14 protein-coding genes are annotated in these 14,971 nt (G+C 69.6%); 9 read left to right on the top strand and 5 right to left on the bottom strand.

Going from position 1 to position 14,971, the window contains the following annotated elements; all coding sequences use genetic code 11:
• Positions 1 to 109: 109 nt before the first annotated feature.
• Genes D0C15_RS06105 through D0C15_RS06095 form a run of 3 tightly spaced genes read right to left on the bottom strand, consistent with a single transcriptional unit; the run spans position 110 to position 3,050 of the window.
• Positions 110 to 907 (bottom strand): ABC transporter ATP-binding protein, encoded by a 798-nt coding sequence (locus tag D0C15_RS06105; protein WP_116041571.1) that lies wholly within the window; start codon positions 905 to 907, stop codon positions 110 to 112.
• Positions 904 to 1,989, bottom strand: a complete 1,086-nt coding sequence (locus D0C15_RS06100; protein ID WP_116041569.1) for a FecCD family ABC transporter permease — start codon at positions 1,987 to 1,989, stop codon at positions 904 to 906. The genes D0C15_RS06105 and D0C15_RS06100 overlap by 4 nt, the downstream gene beginning before the upstream one ends.
• A complete protein-coding gene (locus D0C15_RS06095; RefSeq protein WP_116041567.1) occupies positions 1,986 to 3,050 on the bottom strand; it encodes a FecCD family ABC transporter permease in 1,065 nt (354 codons plus the stop codon). The genes D0C15_RS06100 and D0C15_RS06095 overlap by 4 nt, the downstream gene beginning before the upstream one ends.
• A gap of 313 nt (positions 3,051 to 3,363) precedes the next feature.
• Here D0C15_RS06095 and D0C15_RS06090 point away from each other — a divergent pair, with 313 nt between their 5' ends.
• The 8 genes from D0C15_RS06090 (at position 3,364) to D0C15_RS06055 (ending at position 12,911) form a co-directional block, all read left to right on the top strand.
• Complete coding sequence (locus D0C15_RS06090; protein WP_116041565.1) at positions 3,364 to 5,646, top strand: xanthine dehydrogenase family protein molybdopterin-binding subunit; 2,283 nt, start codon at positions 3,364 to 3,366, stop codon at positions 5,644 to 5,646.
• Between the two features lie 126 nt (positions 5,647 to 5,772).
• The gene (locus D0C15_RS06085; RefSeq protein WP_116041563.1) at positions 5,773 to 6,225 is read left to right on the top strand and encodes a (2Fe-2S)-binding protein; all 453 of its coding nucleotides are present in this window, start codon (positions 5,773 to 5,775) and stop codon (positions 6,223 to 6,225) included.
• A gap of 211 nt (positions 6,226 to 6,436) precedes the next feature.
• Entirely contained in the window at positions 6,437 to 7,165 is a 729-nt protein-coding gene (locus D0C15_RS06080; protein WP_116041561.1) for a TetR/AcrR family transcriptional regulator, read from the top strand.
• A gap of 59 nt (positions 7,166 to 7,224) precedes the next feature.
• Positions 7,225 to 7,689 (top strand): DUF6401 family natural product biosynthesis protein, encoded by a 465-nt coding sequence (locus D0C15_RS06075; RefSeq protein WP_162829912.1) that lies wholly within the window; start codon positions 7,225 to 7,227, stop codon positions 7,687 to 7,689.
• A gap of 171 nt (positions 7,690 to 7,860) precedes the next feature.
• Complete coding sequence (gene ligD, locus D0C15_RS06070) at positions 7,861 to 9,303, top strand: non-homologous end-joining DNA ligase (RefSeq protein ID WP_116041557.1); 1,443 nt, start codon at positions 7,861 to 7,863, stop codon at positions 9,301 to 9,303.
• On the top strand, positions 9,296 to 10,222 hold the full coding sequence (gene ligD / locus D0C15_RS06065; RefSeq protein WP_116041555.1) for a non-homologous end-joining DNA ligase: 927 nt from the start codon (positions 9,296 to 9,298) through the stop codon (positions 10,220 to 10,222). The genes ligD (D0C15_RS06070) and ligD (D0C15_RS06065) overlap by 8 nt, the downstream gene beginning before the upstream one ends.
• Before the next feature lie 4 nt (positions 10,223 to 10,226).
• Positions 10,227 to 11,300: an NAD-dependent epimerase/dehydratase family protein gene (locus D0C15_RS06060; RefSeq protein WP_116041553.1), complete on the top strand. Its 1,074-nt coding sequence runs from the start codon at positions 10,227 to 10,229 to the stop codon at positions 11,298 to 11,300.
• Between the two features lie 18 nt (positions 11,301 to 11,318).
• Positions 11,319 to 12,911 carry a phytoene desaturase family protein gene (locus D0C15_RS06055; RefSeq protein ID WP_116041551.1) on the top strand — a complete coding sequence of 531 codons (1,593 nt, stop codon included), beginning with the start codon at positions 11,319 to 11,321 and terminating at the stop codon, positions 12,909 to 12,911.
• A 269-nt stretch (positions 12,912 to 13,180) separates the two neighbouring features.
• On the opposite strand, the gene D0C15_RS06050 is transcribed toward D0C15_RS06055, so the two are convergent.
• Positions 13,181 to 13,630: an SRPBCC family protein gene (locus D0C15_RS06050; protein WP_116041549.1), complete on the bottom strand. Its 450-nt coding sequence runs from the start codon at positions 13,628 to 13,630 to the stop codon at positions 13,181 to 13,183.
• 19 nt (positions 13,631 to 13,649) lie between these two features.
• Positions 13,650 to 13,898, bottom strand: a complete 249-nt coding sequence (locus D0C15_RS06045) for a hypothetical protein (RefSeq protein ID WP_116041547.1) — start codon at positions 13,896 to 13,898, stop codon at positions 13,650 to 13,652.
• Positions 13,899 to 14,030: 132 nt separating this feature from the next.
• On the opposite strand from D0C15_RS06045, the gene D0C15_RS06040 reads away from it, so the two are divergent.
• Positions 14,031 to 14,927 carry a universal stress protein gene (locus D0C15_RS06040; RefSeq protein ID WP_116041545.1) on the top strand — a complete coding sequence of 299 codons (897 nt, stop codon included), beginning with the start codon at positions 14,031 to 14,033 and terminating at the stop codon, positions 14,925 to 14,927.
• The last annotated feature ends 44 nt before the right edge of the window (positions 14,928 to 14,971 follow it).

Here is a 14,971-nt window from a genome sequence, read left to right as displayed (position 1 = left end):
CCGGCCACCCGAGTGTTGTGACAACACGGGCACGTGACACACGACATAGACCGCGATGTCACGAAATGGGTGAACCCCGGGCTCGCACTTTCCCGGGAAAGTGCGAGGTCTAGGTGCCGGGGCGGAGATGGGCGCTGATCGGGACCACCAGCGGGGTTCCGGAGACCGGGTCGGGCAGGACCTTCGCGTTCAGGCCGAAGACGTCCGAAAGCAGCTCTTCGGTGAGCACTTCCCCCGGCGCACCCTGCGCGACGATCTGTCCGTCGCGCATGGCGACCAGCGTATCGGCGTAGCGGGCGGCGAGGTTCAGATCGTGCAGCACCATCACCACCGTGGTCCCCCGCTCGGAATGCAGGCTGTGCACCAGATCCAGTACGTCCACCTGGTGCGCGAGGTCGAGATAGGTGATCGGCTCGTCCAGCAGCAGCAGCGACGTGTCCTGCGCCAGCGTCATCGAGATCCACGCCCGCTGCCGCTGTCCGCCGGAGAGGTGATCCACCACCCGCTCAGCGTGGGCGTCCATCCCGGTCAGCGTGAGCGCCCGCCCAACGGCCTCCTCGTCGTCGCCCGACCACTGCCGGTACCAACTCTGGTGTGGGTGTCTGCCCCGCGTGACGAGGTCGGCGACAGTCAGCCCCTCCGGTGCGCTGGGCGCCTGCGGCAGCAGGCCGACGACCTTCGCGACCTCCTTGGTCGGCTGCCGGTCGATCCGCTTGCCGTCCAACAGGACCGCGCCCGCGCGCGGGCTGAGCAACCGGCCGAGCGCCCGCAGCAGCGTCGACTTGCCGCAGCCGTTCGGTCCGATGATCACCGTGATCGAACCGTCCACCACGTCCAGGTCGAGGTCGTCGACCACCACCCGCTCGCCGTATCCGAGGCGCACACCCTCGGCCTTCAGACGTGTCATGCGCGGGCCTCCCGACGGGATCGGACGAACAGAAAGATCAGGTACGGCGCGCCGAGGATCGCAGTGAGCACCCCGACCGGGAGGTCGGAGGCGCCGGGCGTGAGCCGCACGGCGAGGTCGGCGCTCACCGTGAGCAGCGCGCCGAGCACCAGCGAACCGGCCAGTGGCGGCTGCGCCGTGCGAGCCAGCCGCAGCGCGATCTGCGGAGTCGCCAGTGCGACGAACGTGATGGGTCCAGCCGCGGCCGTGGCCACCGCGGCCAGCGCGGCCGCCAGCAGGAGCAATGTCGCTCGCGCGCCGTCGACCCGGATTCCGAGGCCACGTGCGGTGTCGTCGCCGAACTGAAGCCCGCCGATCGTGTGCGCGCAGATCAGCACGGCGGGCACCAGCAGGACCAGCGCGATGGCGGTCGGGGTGACCGCCTCCCAGCCGACGTCGCTCAGGTTGCCGACGAGCCAGGTCGTCGCACGGGTGGCGTCCTCGACGTCACCGACCGTGAGCAGCCAGTTGACCACGTTGTAGCCGACCGCGGACAGGCCGATGCCGATCAGCACGAGCCGATAACCGTCGATTCCCTTGCGCCAGGACAGCAGATACAGCAGCACGCCGGTCAGCACTCCCCCCGCCAGCCCGGCCAGTGGGACGCCGACCTCGGCAGCCACCCCGCTGATCTGACCCCGGTATCCGCCGACCACGATCACCGCGACCGCGGCTGCACCCGCACCCCAGGTGATACCGAGGATGTCCGGGCTGGCGAGCGGATTGCGGGCGATGGACTGGAACACCGCGCCCGCGAGGCCGAGGCCCGCGCCGACCAGGATTCCGGCCAGGGTGCGCGGGAGCCGGAGGTCGAAGATGATGCCCTGTTCGCGGCGGTCGCCCCCACCGGCCAGCGTGCGCAGCACGTCGAGCACCTCGATATGGGAGCTGCCCCTGCCGATGTTCAGCGCGGCGACCAGCACGAGCAGGCCGAGGCCGATCAGCGGCACGGCCACCACCCTCGGGCGTACGGCGGCGGTGAACGGGCCGATCCGGACGGTTCTGCGCCCTGGCGCGGCGTCGATCTGGTCAGTGGAGGTCATAGCCGGGCCAGTCCCCTCCTGCGCACGAGGACGATGAAGACGGGCGCGCCGATGACCGCGAGCATGATGCCGACCTCGAAGCTGTCGCCGGAGACGATCCGGCCCAGGACGTCGGCGACCAGCAGCAGAACCGCGCCGAGCAGGGCGGCGAACGGCACCAGCCAGCGGTAGTCCGGTCCGGTCACGAAGCGAGCGACGTGCGGCACGATCAGGCCGAGGAACGCGATCGGCCCGCACGCGGCCACGGCCGCCCCGGTGAGCAGCGTGATCGCCAGCACCCCGACGACACGGGTGCGGCGCAGGTCGTGCCCGAGCGAGGTGGCCACGTCTTCGCCGAGTGAGAGCGTGTTCAATCCGGGGGCGTTCATCACCGCGAGCAGCAGTCCGATGAGCAGGAACGGCGCGATCTGTTCCGCGATGGCGAAGTCGCGCCCGGCGATCGATCCGACGTGCCAGAACCGGTAGGTCTCCATGCCCTGCCGGTTGCCGAGCACGATCGCCGAGATCACGCCGTAAAGCAGGGCGCTCACGGCGGCCCCGGCCAGCGCGAGCGTCACCGGCGTCGAACCGCGTCCGCCGACGGCGCCGAGGATGAACACCACGATCGCGGCGAGCATCGCCCCGGCGAACCCGAACCAGATGAACGACTCGAGCCCCTCCACCCCGAAAACCACGACGGCCAGCACGATCGCGAACGCGGCGCCCTGGTTGACCCCGAGCAGGCCGGGATCGGCGATGGGGTTGCGGGTGTGCCCCTGCATGAGTGCGCCCGCGACGCCGAGGGCCATCCCCACGAGCACGCCGATCACCGTGCGCGGAACGCGCAGTGACCGCACCACGATCGTGTCAGGGTCCTGGGCAGCACCAGCCGGATTCAGCAGCGCGTCCCAGACCGCGCCGGGCGGGATGGCCCGCGCGCCGAACGCCAGGCTCAGCGCGACCGCGACGACCAGCGCCAGCAGCAGCACCAAAAGGCCGGCGAGCCGTCGACGGCGCTGACCTGTGCGGACGACGGGTCGCCGGCTGCGCTGTCCGGCCGATCCGGCGATGGTCGCGGTCATTAGGGCAGCCTAACCCGCTGTTTTCGCCGCACTCGTCGGCGGGGCCGCTCTGCCGTGATCGTCTCCCCGCCTGCGGGATGTCCCCAATGTGGCATTGGGGACGTTGGAGTTCCCCAATGCCACATTGGGGAACTTCTCGGGCGGCGGATGGCGGTACTTAAGGGCGGCAGATGGGGTAGGGAGTGCACCCAAAAGGGGGTATGTGATTCGTGGCCGTACGCGCGGTCAGCCAGTAGTGTGACGCGCGCTACACAGCTAACGATCGCTCGCAGTCAGTTACGTCCACGGCGACGCTGCCGAATTCGGAGTCTCGATGGCCCATCCCACCACGCCCCCAGTTTCCGCGCCCGAGCCTGGCGTGGATCCGCCCGACGACACCGAACACGGCGGGAGCGGTCTCGGCCGCCGCCGCTTCCTCACCTTTCTGGTAGCGGCGCCCACCCTGACCATCGCGGCCAAGCTGGGCGGCGACACGCTCGCACCCGGTACCGCGCAGGCCCAGATTCCCAGTTTGCCTGCGCCCGCGGACGTCGTCGATCTCGGCGACATCTTGATCCTCGCTGCCGCGCCGACCTCGCATATGCTCGTGCTGGAGATCAGCGAGGACAACCGTGTCCGCGTCGAACTGCCGCGCGCGGAGGTCGGGCAGGGCATCAACACCGCGACGGCCATGCTGGTCGCGGAGGAGCTCGGTGTTCCGCTGGAGAACGTCGAGGTGACCCTCGCCGACGCCCGCCCCGAGCTGCTGTTCAACCAGCTCACCGGCGGTTCCAACACCATTCGTGCGATCTACACCCCGATGCGCAACGTCGCCGCTGCCGCTCGGACCAGGCTGCTGGCAGCCGCGGGTGAGCGATGGGACGTGCCCGCCGAGCGGCTCACGGCCCGCGGAGGTTCGGTGTTCGCACCGGACGGGCGTTCCGCGACGTTCGGGGCGCTCTCCGCGGCCGCGGCACGCGCGTCCCTGCCGGTCGGCACCGCCGCGCCCAAACCGGAGTCCGACCACACCCTGGTCGGCACGCCGACCTCGCGCATCGACGCACGCGGCATGGTCACCGGAGCCAAGCAGTACACGTTGGACATGGACATCCCCGGTGCCATGCCGACGATGGTCCGCCGCGCGCCGACGATCCATGGCACACCGAAGTCGGTGAACAACGAGGCCGCGATTCGCTCGATGCCCGGCGTGATCGACCTCGCGATGATCCCCACCGGTGTCGCGGTGATGGCCGAGACGTTCGGGCACGCACTCGAGGCGAAGGACGCCCTGGACGTCACGTGGAATCCCGGCACCGTCGACAACGAGAACAACGAGACGATCAAGGAGAAGCTGCGCGGGGCGGCACTCCCGTTCGCCGTACCGCCGGTGCTGGTCGAGCATGTGGACGCGGAGTTCGATTTCGCGTTCGCCAGTCACGCGCCGCTGGAGAGCAACTCCGCCGTCGCCGACGTGCGAGCCGACAGGGCGGAGATCTGGTCCGGGCTCAAATCGCCGATCGTCGCGAAGCAGACCATCGCGAGGGAGATCGGGCTTCCGGAGAACAAGGTCACCGTGCACGTCGTGCAGGGTGGCGGTTCCTTCGGTCGCAGGCTCTTCTTCGACGCCGCGCTGGAGGCCGCGCACGCCTCGAAGGCCATGGGCAAGCCGGTCAAGCTCATGTGGACCCGCATCGACGACATGCGTCACGGCAGGGCCCGGCCCGCCACCCACCACAAAGTGCGGACCACGTTCACCCTCGGCAACGTGCTCTCGTTCGAGCACCGGGTAGCCGCTGTGGAGACCGACTTCGGCCACGGGCTCGGCGAGATCCTCACCGCGCAGGCGGCCAATATCCCGGTCGGGGGCAACCTCAGCTTCGCGCAGACGGTCTTCCTGACCACGGTCAAGACGCCGTACAACTTCGGCGTCGTGACCAACCTGCTGGGCGAGATCCCGCTGAAGATGTACACCGGCAGCTGGCGCTCGGTGTACTCGGCGAACGCACGTGGTGTCGAGGAGATCATCGTCGACGAGATGGCCGCGAAACTGGGCAAGGATCCGCTGGAGTTCCGCCGGTCCTCCCTGAAGGACGACCGGCAGCGGGCCGTGCTCGACAAGGTCGCGGAGATCGGCGAGTGGGGCAGGGAGATGCCCGAAGGCTTCGCGCAGGGTGTCGCCTTCCACGAGGAGTACAAGTCCTGCACCGCATGTCTGGTGGAAATGGACGCGCGGGACCCGAAGCAGCCGAGGGTGACCAGGGCGAGCATCGTGGTCGACGTCGGGCGGCCGATCAACCCGCGTGGCCTGGAGGGCCAGATGCTGGGCGGGCTCACCGACGCGATCGCCACGACGTTGCGCGCGGGGCTGCACATCGAAAATGGCCTGCCGCTCGAGGGTTCCTACTCGCAGTTCCACTACCCACGGCAGAAGGATTCGCCGCCGCGGGTGGAGATCGTGGTCATGCCGATCACCACGGGCGAACCCGGTGGCGCTGGCGAGCTCGGGGTACCGGCGGCGGTCGGCGCGATCGCCAATGCCTATGCCAGGGCGACCGGCACCAAACCGCGCAGTTTCCCGATCAACTTCGACATCGACTTCGAGCCCTTCCCGCGCTGAGGTGGGAATGCGACACGACCATAATCGCTGCCGCCCGCCGAGGCGCGCTCCACGCGCCGCGACACGTCCTTCGTCGCGGTGCTGAACCAAACACCGCTGAGTCAAGGCCCCGCAAGGAGTTCCACCGTGCCCAACTACACCTTTTCCGTGAACGGGAAGGCCGTCACCGTCGACGCGCCCGCCGACCTCCCGCTGCTCTGGGTGCTTCGCGACAAGCTCGGCGTCAAGGGCCCGAAGTACGGGTGTGGCATCGACGTCTGCAAGGCGTGCACCAGCCACCTCGACGGGGCCGCGATCAACCCGTGCGTGACCCCGGTGGCCGAAGTGGAGGGTCGCGAGGTCACCACGATCGAGGGTCTCGCCGACGGCGACAAACTGCACCCGGTGCAGGAGGCCTGGCTGGAGATGGACGTGCCGCAGTGCGGTTACTGCCAGCCCGGCCAGATCATGGCCACCGTCGCCCTGCTGCGGAAGAATCCGGACCCGACGGACGAGGAGATCGACGCGATCGAGAACGTCTGCCGGTGCGGTACCTACTTCCGCATTCGGGAGGCGATCAAAAAGGTCGGTCGCTCGTAACCGGCGCGCGTTCCGCCGGGTGATTCGGCCGACCGCTACGGTGACCCCCAAGCGCGTGCTTCCGGGGCCGACGTATGTCCTCGGCGCGGAGGCAAGGGCCGAACGGCCCACCTAGGTGAGGAGGGGATGACGTCGTGAGCGACCGGCACCGCGAACAACTCGGGTACCGCACGGAGCGATGTGCGACCCGCCGGCAAGCGAGGCAAGGGACATGAGCACCTCACGACTGCGGCGACCGACCGCTGGCAAGTCGGGTGCGATCCTGGAGACCTTCACCCGCTACGTCGCCGAACGGGGTTACGACGGCACGAACTTCGGTGACATCGCCGACGAATTGGAGATCTCCAAGGGCACGATCGTGCACCACTACGGCACAAAGGACCAGTTGCTCGCCGCGCTGCACGAGTCCTATATGCAGCGCAGGCTGCGTGAGGCCCGCGAGATCGTCGAGCGCCTCGACTCACCGACCGAACGACTGGCCGGGTTGCTTTTCGCGTTCATGCTGTACCAGGTGCACGACCGGGCGGCGACCGTCGCCTTCCAGCGGGAGATCGCCCGGCTCGCCCGGCATGTCGCGCTGGCCGAGGGAGTACGGCTGCGAGCGGAGTACCTCTCGCTGGTTCGCTCCTTGCTGCGGGACGGCATCGCCTCCGGCGAGTTCCGGGACTGCGACGTACGAGTGCAGAGCCTGTTGTTCTTCGGCTCGGCGCACTGGGCGTGGACGTGGTTCGACCCGGAGGGCAGCGACACGGTCGAGCAGGTCGGCGCCAATCTGGTCGACCTCGTGCTGGGCAGCCTGCTCACCAGCCGGGACCGGTTGCCGGAGCTGACCAATCTGGACGGCCACGTGCTCGCGACCGTCCTCGCCTGTCTCACCAACGCAACAGGCACCGTGGACCCGGCCGATGGACCAGCCCGTCCGGTCAACGCCATCCCCTGACCAGCGGACTGAGGGCGTCACGGGTGGCTAGGTGGCGGCTACGGAGCGCATCATCAGGTGTGGACTGGCTGGAGTTGCTGACGGACCGATCGGCTCGTCGTTGGTTACGCCGGATGGAGGCACGCCTCGATTCGGGCTGGTCAGCCCTGTCCACGCGACCCGATGTGCAGCAGCAGTTCCGCGCGCACCTGGCGGCCGTGGCTGATGCGGTCCGCTGCGAGGACGAACTGGTGCCCCGGCCGGAGCCGGTCACCCCGCTGGTGCTGTTGGCAAGCCACGGCTTCGAGGTCATCCGGGAAGCGGACCGGCGGGGCTGGAAACCGCCGGAGCGGGAGGGCGACTGGACCCCCGACGAGTGGTACGGGCTGCGGTTTCTCGCCTGCTACTGGCTGGCCAGTGAGCTACGGCGGGGCCCGCCGATGCCCTCGCTCATCGCACTCGCCGCCCCCGAAGAGCGGGCGACTCTGCTGGGTCGGGGCCTGCCGCCGCCGACAGAGGGGGAGGGTCGGCGACGACAGGCTTAAGGGAGCGCGTACTGGGGGAGGTCGCGCTCCCGAAGGCAGTTTAGGAGACTTTTCCGCACCGCGCCGCGTTTAGGGCCAACTGCCGTAATCGACGCGCCACTGGTTTCACTCGGCCCGCGGGCGGATACTCCTCCCGCACGGCGGTGCCGGAAGGGAGCGGGGTGCGAAAGCGTGGCCGGATTGGACGAGTACCGGCGGAAAAGGGATTCCCGGCGCACCCCGGAACCGGTGCCGGAGGCGAACGATCTACCGCGCGGCAACGACGACGTCTTCGTGATCCAGGAGCACCACGCGCGGCGACTGCACTGGGATGTCCGGCTGGAGCGCGAAGGTGTGCTGGTCTCCTACGCCGTACCGAAGGGCCTGCCGCCTGAGCCGGGCACACCCCGGCTCGCGGTGCACACCGAGGACCATCCACTGGAGTACGCGAGTTTCGAGGGCGAGATCCCGGCCGGTGAGTACGGCGGCGGGAAGATGCTGATCTGGGACAACGGAAAGTACGAGACGCTGCACTGGTCCCGGCACAAGGTGGAGATCGTAGTACACGGGCAGCGGGTACGTGGGCGTTACGTGTTCGTCCAGCAGCACGGCACCGAGTCCGATCGCAACTGGCTCGTCCGCCGTGTCGACCCTGCCGAACGCGAATGGGCCTCACTTCCCGGTTTTCTCCCGCCGATGCGAACGCGGCAGGGCACCCTGCCGACGGCCGAAGCCGACGACGAATGGGCCTACGAGTTCGCCTGGCAGGGGCAGCGCACGATCGCCAGAGCCCAGGGCGGCCGGGTGCAACTGTTCGACGAGGCGGGTTCCGACGTGACCCGCCTCTTCCCCGAGTTACGGGGCATGGGTGAGGAACTCGGGGCCACGGAGGCGCTGCTCGACGGCGAGATCGTGGTGCTCGAACAGGGTGCGCCCAGTCCGGAAGCGCTCGGGCGTAGGCAGCAGGCGGCGGACACCCGGCAGGCGAACCGGTTCAGGACCAGCTTGCCGGCGGTGTACCTGGCCGTCGACCTGCTGCACCTGGACGGACGGTCCTGCCTCGAACTGCCGTACCTGGAGCGCAGGAAGCTGCTGAGCGAGCTGCGGCTGGCCGGGCCGAGCTGGCAGACACCTGAGCACTATGTGGGCGACGGCGGCTCCGTACTGCGGGCGGGCCGGGTGAACGGACTGCCCGGCGTGGTGGCGAAACGCACCGACGGCACCTATCGGCCGGGCCGGAAGAGTCCGGACTGGACGGTGGTGACCGGCGTTCGGGTGCAGGAAGTGGTGATCGGTGGTTGGCGTACCGGTGACGGGGATCGGTCCGGCTCGTTCGACTCCCTGTTGCTGGGCGTGCCACACGAGAACGCACTGCGGTACGTCGGCAACGTGGGTACCGGTTTCGACGCGGAGAACCTGCGCTCCCTCGCCGCGCGACTGCGGAAAGCGGAACGCAAGCGCAGCCCGTTCCACTCGCTGCCAGCGGGCAAGGACCGTAACGTGCACTGGGTACGGCCGGAGATCGTCGGCGAGGTCGTGTTCCGCGGCTGGACGAAGGCCGGCTGCCTGCGGTCCCCGCGCTGGCGGGGTCTGCGGCCGAACCGGAAGGCGAGCGAGGTGGACCTCGATGGCTGAGCAGCGGATCACCGTGCGAGTGGACGACCGCAACCTCAGTCTGTCCAATTTGCACAAAGTGCTCTACCCGGCGAGTGGCTTCACCAAGCGCGACGTGATCGACTACTACAGCCGGATCGCCCCGGTCATCCTGCCGTACCTGCACGACAGGGCCGCGACGTTCCTGCGCTATCCGGACGGGGTCGAGGGCGAACCCTTCTTCGAGAAGGACGTCTCGCGGCACGCCCCGGACTGGGTGCGCACAGCCAAGTTACGCTCCAGCTCCCGGAGCAGCGGTTCCCGTGACTCGGAGATCAACGAGTACCCGGTGATCAACGACCTGCCAACGCTGGTGTGGGCGGCGAATCTGGCCGCCCTGGAGTTACATATTCCACAGTGGACCGTGGGACCGCGTGGCGCTCGCCGCACCCCCGACCTGCTCGTGTTCGACCTCGACCCGGGTGCTCCCGCCGACATCGTGGACTGCTGCAGGGTCGCGGAGCTGCTGCGCACCGAGCTCGCCGAGGACGGTCTCACCGCTTGGGCGAAGACCAGTGGCTCCAAGGGAATGCAGCTCTACTGCGCCGTGCGCACCACGAAGGCCGAACAGACCTCGGCATACGCGAGGATGCTTGCCGAGAAGCTGGCGAAGGCACACCCGGAGGCGATCGTCGCGAAGATGGCCAAGGCGGCACGCCCGGGCAAGGTCTTCATCGACTGGAGTCAGAACAACCCGGCCAAGACCACGGTCGCACCGTACTCGCTGCGCGGCCGGGATCGGCCCACCGTGTCCACCCCCGTCACCTGGGACGAGGTCGAGTCCTGCCGAAGGGCCGCGGACCTCGTTTTCACCACCGACGACGTGCTGCAGCGCGTCGACGAGTTCGGTGACCTGTTCGAGGAGGTGCAGGATCGACCCGCGAAACTCCCCCGCGCGTAAGCGGATGGTGGTCACCGGCGCCACCGGCAACATCGGCACGGCGCTGCTGCGACGCTGCCAGGACCAGGAGAACTGGGACATCACCGGTGTGGCACGGCGCCTGCCCGATCGTGCGAGCGCTCCGTACGCCTCCGCGACCTGGTTCTCCTGTGACATAGGCGAGCCACGCGCCCCCGCGACACTCGCGGAGATCTTCACCGGGGCGGACGCCGTGGTGCACCTGGCGTGGGCGATCCACCCGCCCCGCTCGGACCCGCCGATGCGCCGGACGAACACCGACGGCAGCGCCGCGGTACTCGGCGCCGCAGCCGCGGCCGGAGTGCCACACATCGTCTGCGCGTCGTCGGTCGCCGCCTACTCACCCGCACAGCAATGGCAGCGGGTGCACGAGGACTGGCCCTGCGACGGCGTTCCCGGCAGCGCCTACAGCAGGGGGAAGGCGGAACTGGAACGCAATCTGGACGCGTTCTCGGCCGCGCGGCCTGAGGTCACACTGACCCGCATCCGGCCCTGTGCTGTCGCGCAACGGGATGCGGCAGGCGAGTTCGGCAGGTGGCTGACCAGTGCCCTCTTTCCGGAACGCATGCTCGGCTCGCGCTGGCTGCCCCTGCCGCTGTGGGACGACCTGCGCCTGCAACTGGTGCATGCGGAGGACGTCGCCGACGCCATCCGGCTGGCCCTGGACCAGGGGAAGCCCGGTGCGTTCAACCTGGCAGCCGAACCGGCCCTCGGAGCAGCCGACATCGCCAGGGCGGCGGGCAGCCCACGGCTTCCCGTACCCCGCGGCCTGGCCGGTGCGGCGGCGGGGATGAGCTGGCGGTTCGGGCTACAGCCCGTGCACCCCGGCTGGCTGACCCTTGCCGACCGGGCCGCGCACGTCGACACGACACGAGCGCGGGAACGGCTCGGCTGGGCACCCCGGTGGGACGCCATGAGCGCGTTGAAAGACCTGCTCGAGGGGATGCGGGCCAACGCGGGCGCCGCCAGTCCCCCGCTGGAACCCAGCGGGAGGACCGGCGTACTGACCCGGCTGCGGTCGGTCCCCTGGGGCCGGCCGGGAAGTCAGTCGCAGACCTGATCAGGAAGGAGGCCTGCGGTGAGTACCGAGGTCGTCGACGCGGTCGTGATCGGCGCGGGGCACAACGGCCTCGTCGCCGCGAACCTGCTGGCCGACGCGGGGTGGCAGGTCCTCGTGCTCGAGGAAGCCGACCAGCCGGGCGGAGCCGTGCACACGGCGGATATGGATGCTCCCGGGTTCTCCACCGACCTGTGCAGCGCCTTCTTCCCGCTCTCGGCCGCGTCCCCGGTGTTCGCCGGGCTGGAACTCGAGCGGCACGGCCTTCGCTGGCGGCACGCACCGGACGTGCTGGCGCACGTACTACCGGACGACCGGTGCGCCGTGCTCTCCCGCGACCTCCAGCGGACCGCCTCGTCATTGGCGGAGTTCGCGCCGCAGGACGCCGTCGCATGGGAGAGCATGTACGGCCAGTGGCAGCGGATCCGAGACGACGTGATGGAGGCGTTGCTGCGTCCGTTCCCCCCGGTTCGCCCCGCCACGCGACTGCTGCGTGAGCTCGGCACCGGGGAGGCACTGCGGCTCGCGCGGATGCTGGCGCTGCCCGCCCGCAAGCTGGTCGAGGAACGATTCGCCGGGGAGGGCGCGCGCCTGCTGCTGGCGGGAAACGCGATGCACGCCGATCTCGGCTCGGAGGAGCCGGGCAGTGGCGTGTTCGGCTGGCTGCTGGCGATGCTCGGTCAGGACGTCGGGTTTCCGGCGCCCGAAGGTGGCGCGGGGCGAATCGTCGACGCACTGCTGCACCGGCTCGCCGAACGCGGTGGTCAGGTGCAGTGCGGCCGGCCGGTCCGGCGGGTACTGACGGCCCGTGGTCGCGCGGTGGGCGTGCAGGACGCCTCGGGGGAGCTGGTCCGGGCCCGGTACGCCGTGCTCGCCGATGTGCCCGCCCCGTCGCTGTACCTCGATCTGGTCGGTCCCGAGCACCTGCCCGCGCGACTGCTGGAGGATCTGCGCGGCTTCCGGTGGGACGACGCGACGGTGAAGGTCGACTGGGCGCTTTCCGGTCCATTGCCGTGGACGGCGCCGGGGGCGGCCGAAGCCGGAACCGTGCACCTCGGCGCCGATCTCGACGGGCTCAGCAGGTTCAGCTCGGATCTGCAGCTACACAAAGTGCCGGAGGACCCGTTCCTGCTGCTGGGGCAGATGACGACGACCGACCCGACGCGCTCGCCGGAGGGAACCGCCTCGGTCTGGGCGTACACGCACGTCCCGCACGGCAGCTGCGACGACGAGCGGTCACTGGCCGAGCAGGTGCGGCGCATCGAGCGGACCGTGCAACGGCACGCTCCGGGCTTCACCGACCTGATCATCGACCGGCAGGTGCAGGGCCCGGTGCGGCTGGAGGCGTACAACTCCAATCTGGTCGGCGGGGCGATCAATGCCGGAACCGCGGCCATCTACCAGGAGCTGTTCTTCCGGCCGGTGCCCGGACTCGGCAGGGCGGACACCCCGGTGGACCGGCTGTACCTGGCGGGAGCGACCGCGCATCCGGGCGGTGCCGTGCACGGCGCACCCGGCGCGAACGCCGCCAGGGCAGCACTGGCTCGGCACGGGCTCGCGGGCGGCGTCTACGCACGCCTCATCCAGGGCCTGCACCAGCGCATCTACACCTGACATCGCACTTTCCCGGGAAAGCGCGGTACTTGCACACGCCAGACATCGCACTTTCCCGAGAAAGCGCGGTACTTGCACACGCCACCCATCGCACTTTCCCGGGAAAGTGCGGTAGTTGCGCGCGCCAGGTATCGCGCTTTCCCGGGAAAGTGCGGTAGTTGCGCGCGCCAGGTATCGCGCTTTCCCGAGAAAGTGCGGTAGTTGCGCGCGCCAGGTATCGCGCTTTCCCGGGAAAGCGCGAATCTCGGGGAGGTGCGGTCGCCGGTGAGTCAGGGGGTGCCGCCGCCGCGTCCGTCGGCCAGATCGGCGAGCCTGCCGAGCGCCTCCTGGTTCCTCGGCTTGAGCACGAGATCCTGCAGCGGCTTCGGCGCCAAGCTGACGGGGCCGCCGGTCGGATGCTCCTCCATCCGCACTTCGGTCTCCCGCTCGGACACCGCCAGGAGGGAAACGCGGATGCGCACGTCGCCCAGCACCCACAGCTTCGCCCGCAGCTCCAGCATCCGGTCCTGTTCCATCGCCAGGACAGTGGTCTTGTCCGCGACCTGAACCGGCCACGGGCCGGACTTGTGATGAATCCGCGAACCCACCGAGGGCCAGTCCGGGTCGACGTCCCGGATATGTGACGCGCCGACCACCCACCCGGCATAGGACCAGCCGTCCGCCAGCACCGCGAAGACGTCCTTCGCGGGTACGTTGACCGTGCGACAGACCTCGGTCATGCCTCCTCCTCCGGGTTCGTCAAGCTCCGAGACTGGATAGTTCGGTTCGCAACAGAGCCACCTGCTCGCGCAATTTGTCCTCGTCGGGGCCGTCCTGGGAGTCACCGAGGCGGTCGCGCAGCGTCGCGCGCGAAATGACCAGCAGCGCGCCCTTCGCCTCCTCGGTTCCGGATGGACCGGTGAGGACGTAGTCGCCCTCGCGCAGCATCAGTTGTGCACCCGGCCCCGCGTCCAGCAGGCGGCGTAGGTGCTCGACCTCCAGTGACATGAGCGGCTCCTCGACATCGTGCCCGCACGGTCGTCCTCCGGATGCCCAGGATCGCCGCGGCGAAACACTCGGCAGGAAGCGATCACCGGCGGGACAATCTCCGCAGAGGTACCCGAAGCACGAGGAGGTCCGATGACCATGCGACAGCACGGCAACGCGCCGATCGTCGTGGGGGTGGACGGATCGGAACGCGCGCTCGACGCGGTCCGCTGGGCGGCGCGGGAGGCCGAGGGCTGGAACGCGCCGCTGCACCTGGTGAGCGCGTCGGGGTATCCGGACCTCTACATCGGCGCCACGCTCCCACCGCCGGGCGGGCTGCTGGACGAGCTGGAGGAGCACGGGAACAACGTCGTGGCCGAGGCGGAGCAGGTGGCCGCGGCCGAGTCAGGCGTGGAGATCCACACGCAGGTCACTCCCGACTCCCCCATCCCGTTCCTGATCGAGATGTCGACGACGGCCCGGATGGTGGTGCTGGGCGCCTCGGGCCGTGGCGGTTTCGTCGGGCTGCTGGTCGGTTCCACCACGATCGCGCTGGCCGCACACGCCCACTGCCCCGTCGTGTCCGTACGCGGCACGCCCGCCGCCACCGGTCCGGTCGTGGTGGGCGTGGACGGCAGTGAGCTGAGCGAGGACGCGATCGAGTACGCCTTCGCGGAGGCCGCGCTGCGCGACACCGAGGTACTCGCTGTGCACACCTGGAGCGACGCGGACACCGAGGCGGTGTTCAGCGAGACCCGGCTGCAGTTCGAGTGGGAGCCGCTGGAGGAAGCCGAGCAGCGGGTGCTCGCCGAACGGCTCGCGGGCTGGCAGGAGCGCTACCCGGACGTGCGGGTCCGCCGGGTGGTCGAACGGGACAAGCCCCGCCACCAGCTGCTGGAGTGCAGCCGTGGCGCCCAGCTGATGGTGGTGGGTAGCCGGGGCAGGGGCGGGTTCCGCGGCATGCTGATGGGCTCGACCAGCCAGGCGCTCCTGCACCACGCCGAATGCCCGGTGATGGTGATCAGGAGGCAGCAGCCCGAGAGGGCGTGACGAGAACCGGGAATCGCGGGGCCGTGGTGATCTGAGTTCTCGGA

The sequence above is a fragment of the Amycolatopsis palatopharyngis genome (genome assembly GCF_003385185.1).
GTDB classification, from domain to species: Bacteria; Actinomycetota; Actinomycetes; order Mycobacteriales; family Pseudonocardiaceae; genus Amycolatopsis; species Amycolatopsis palatopharyngis.
Note: the sequence above shows the minus strand (reverse complement) of the source record. Positions and strands in the feature narration are given on the sequence as shown.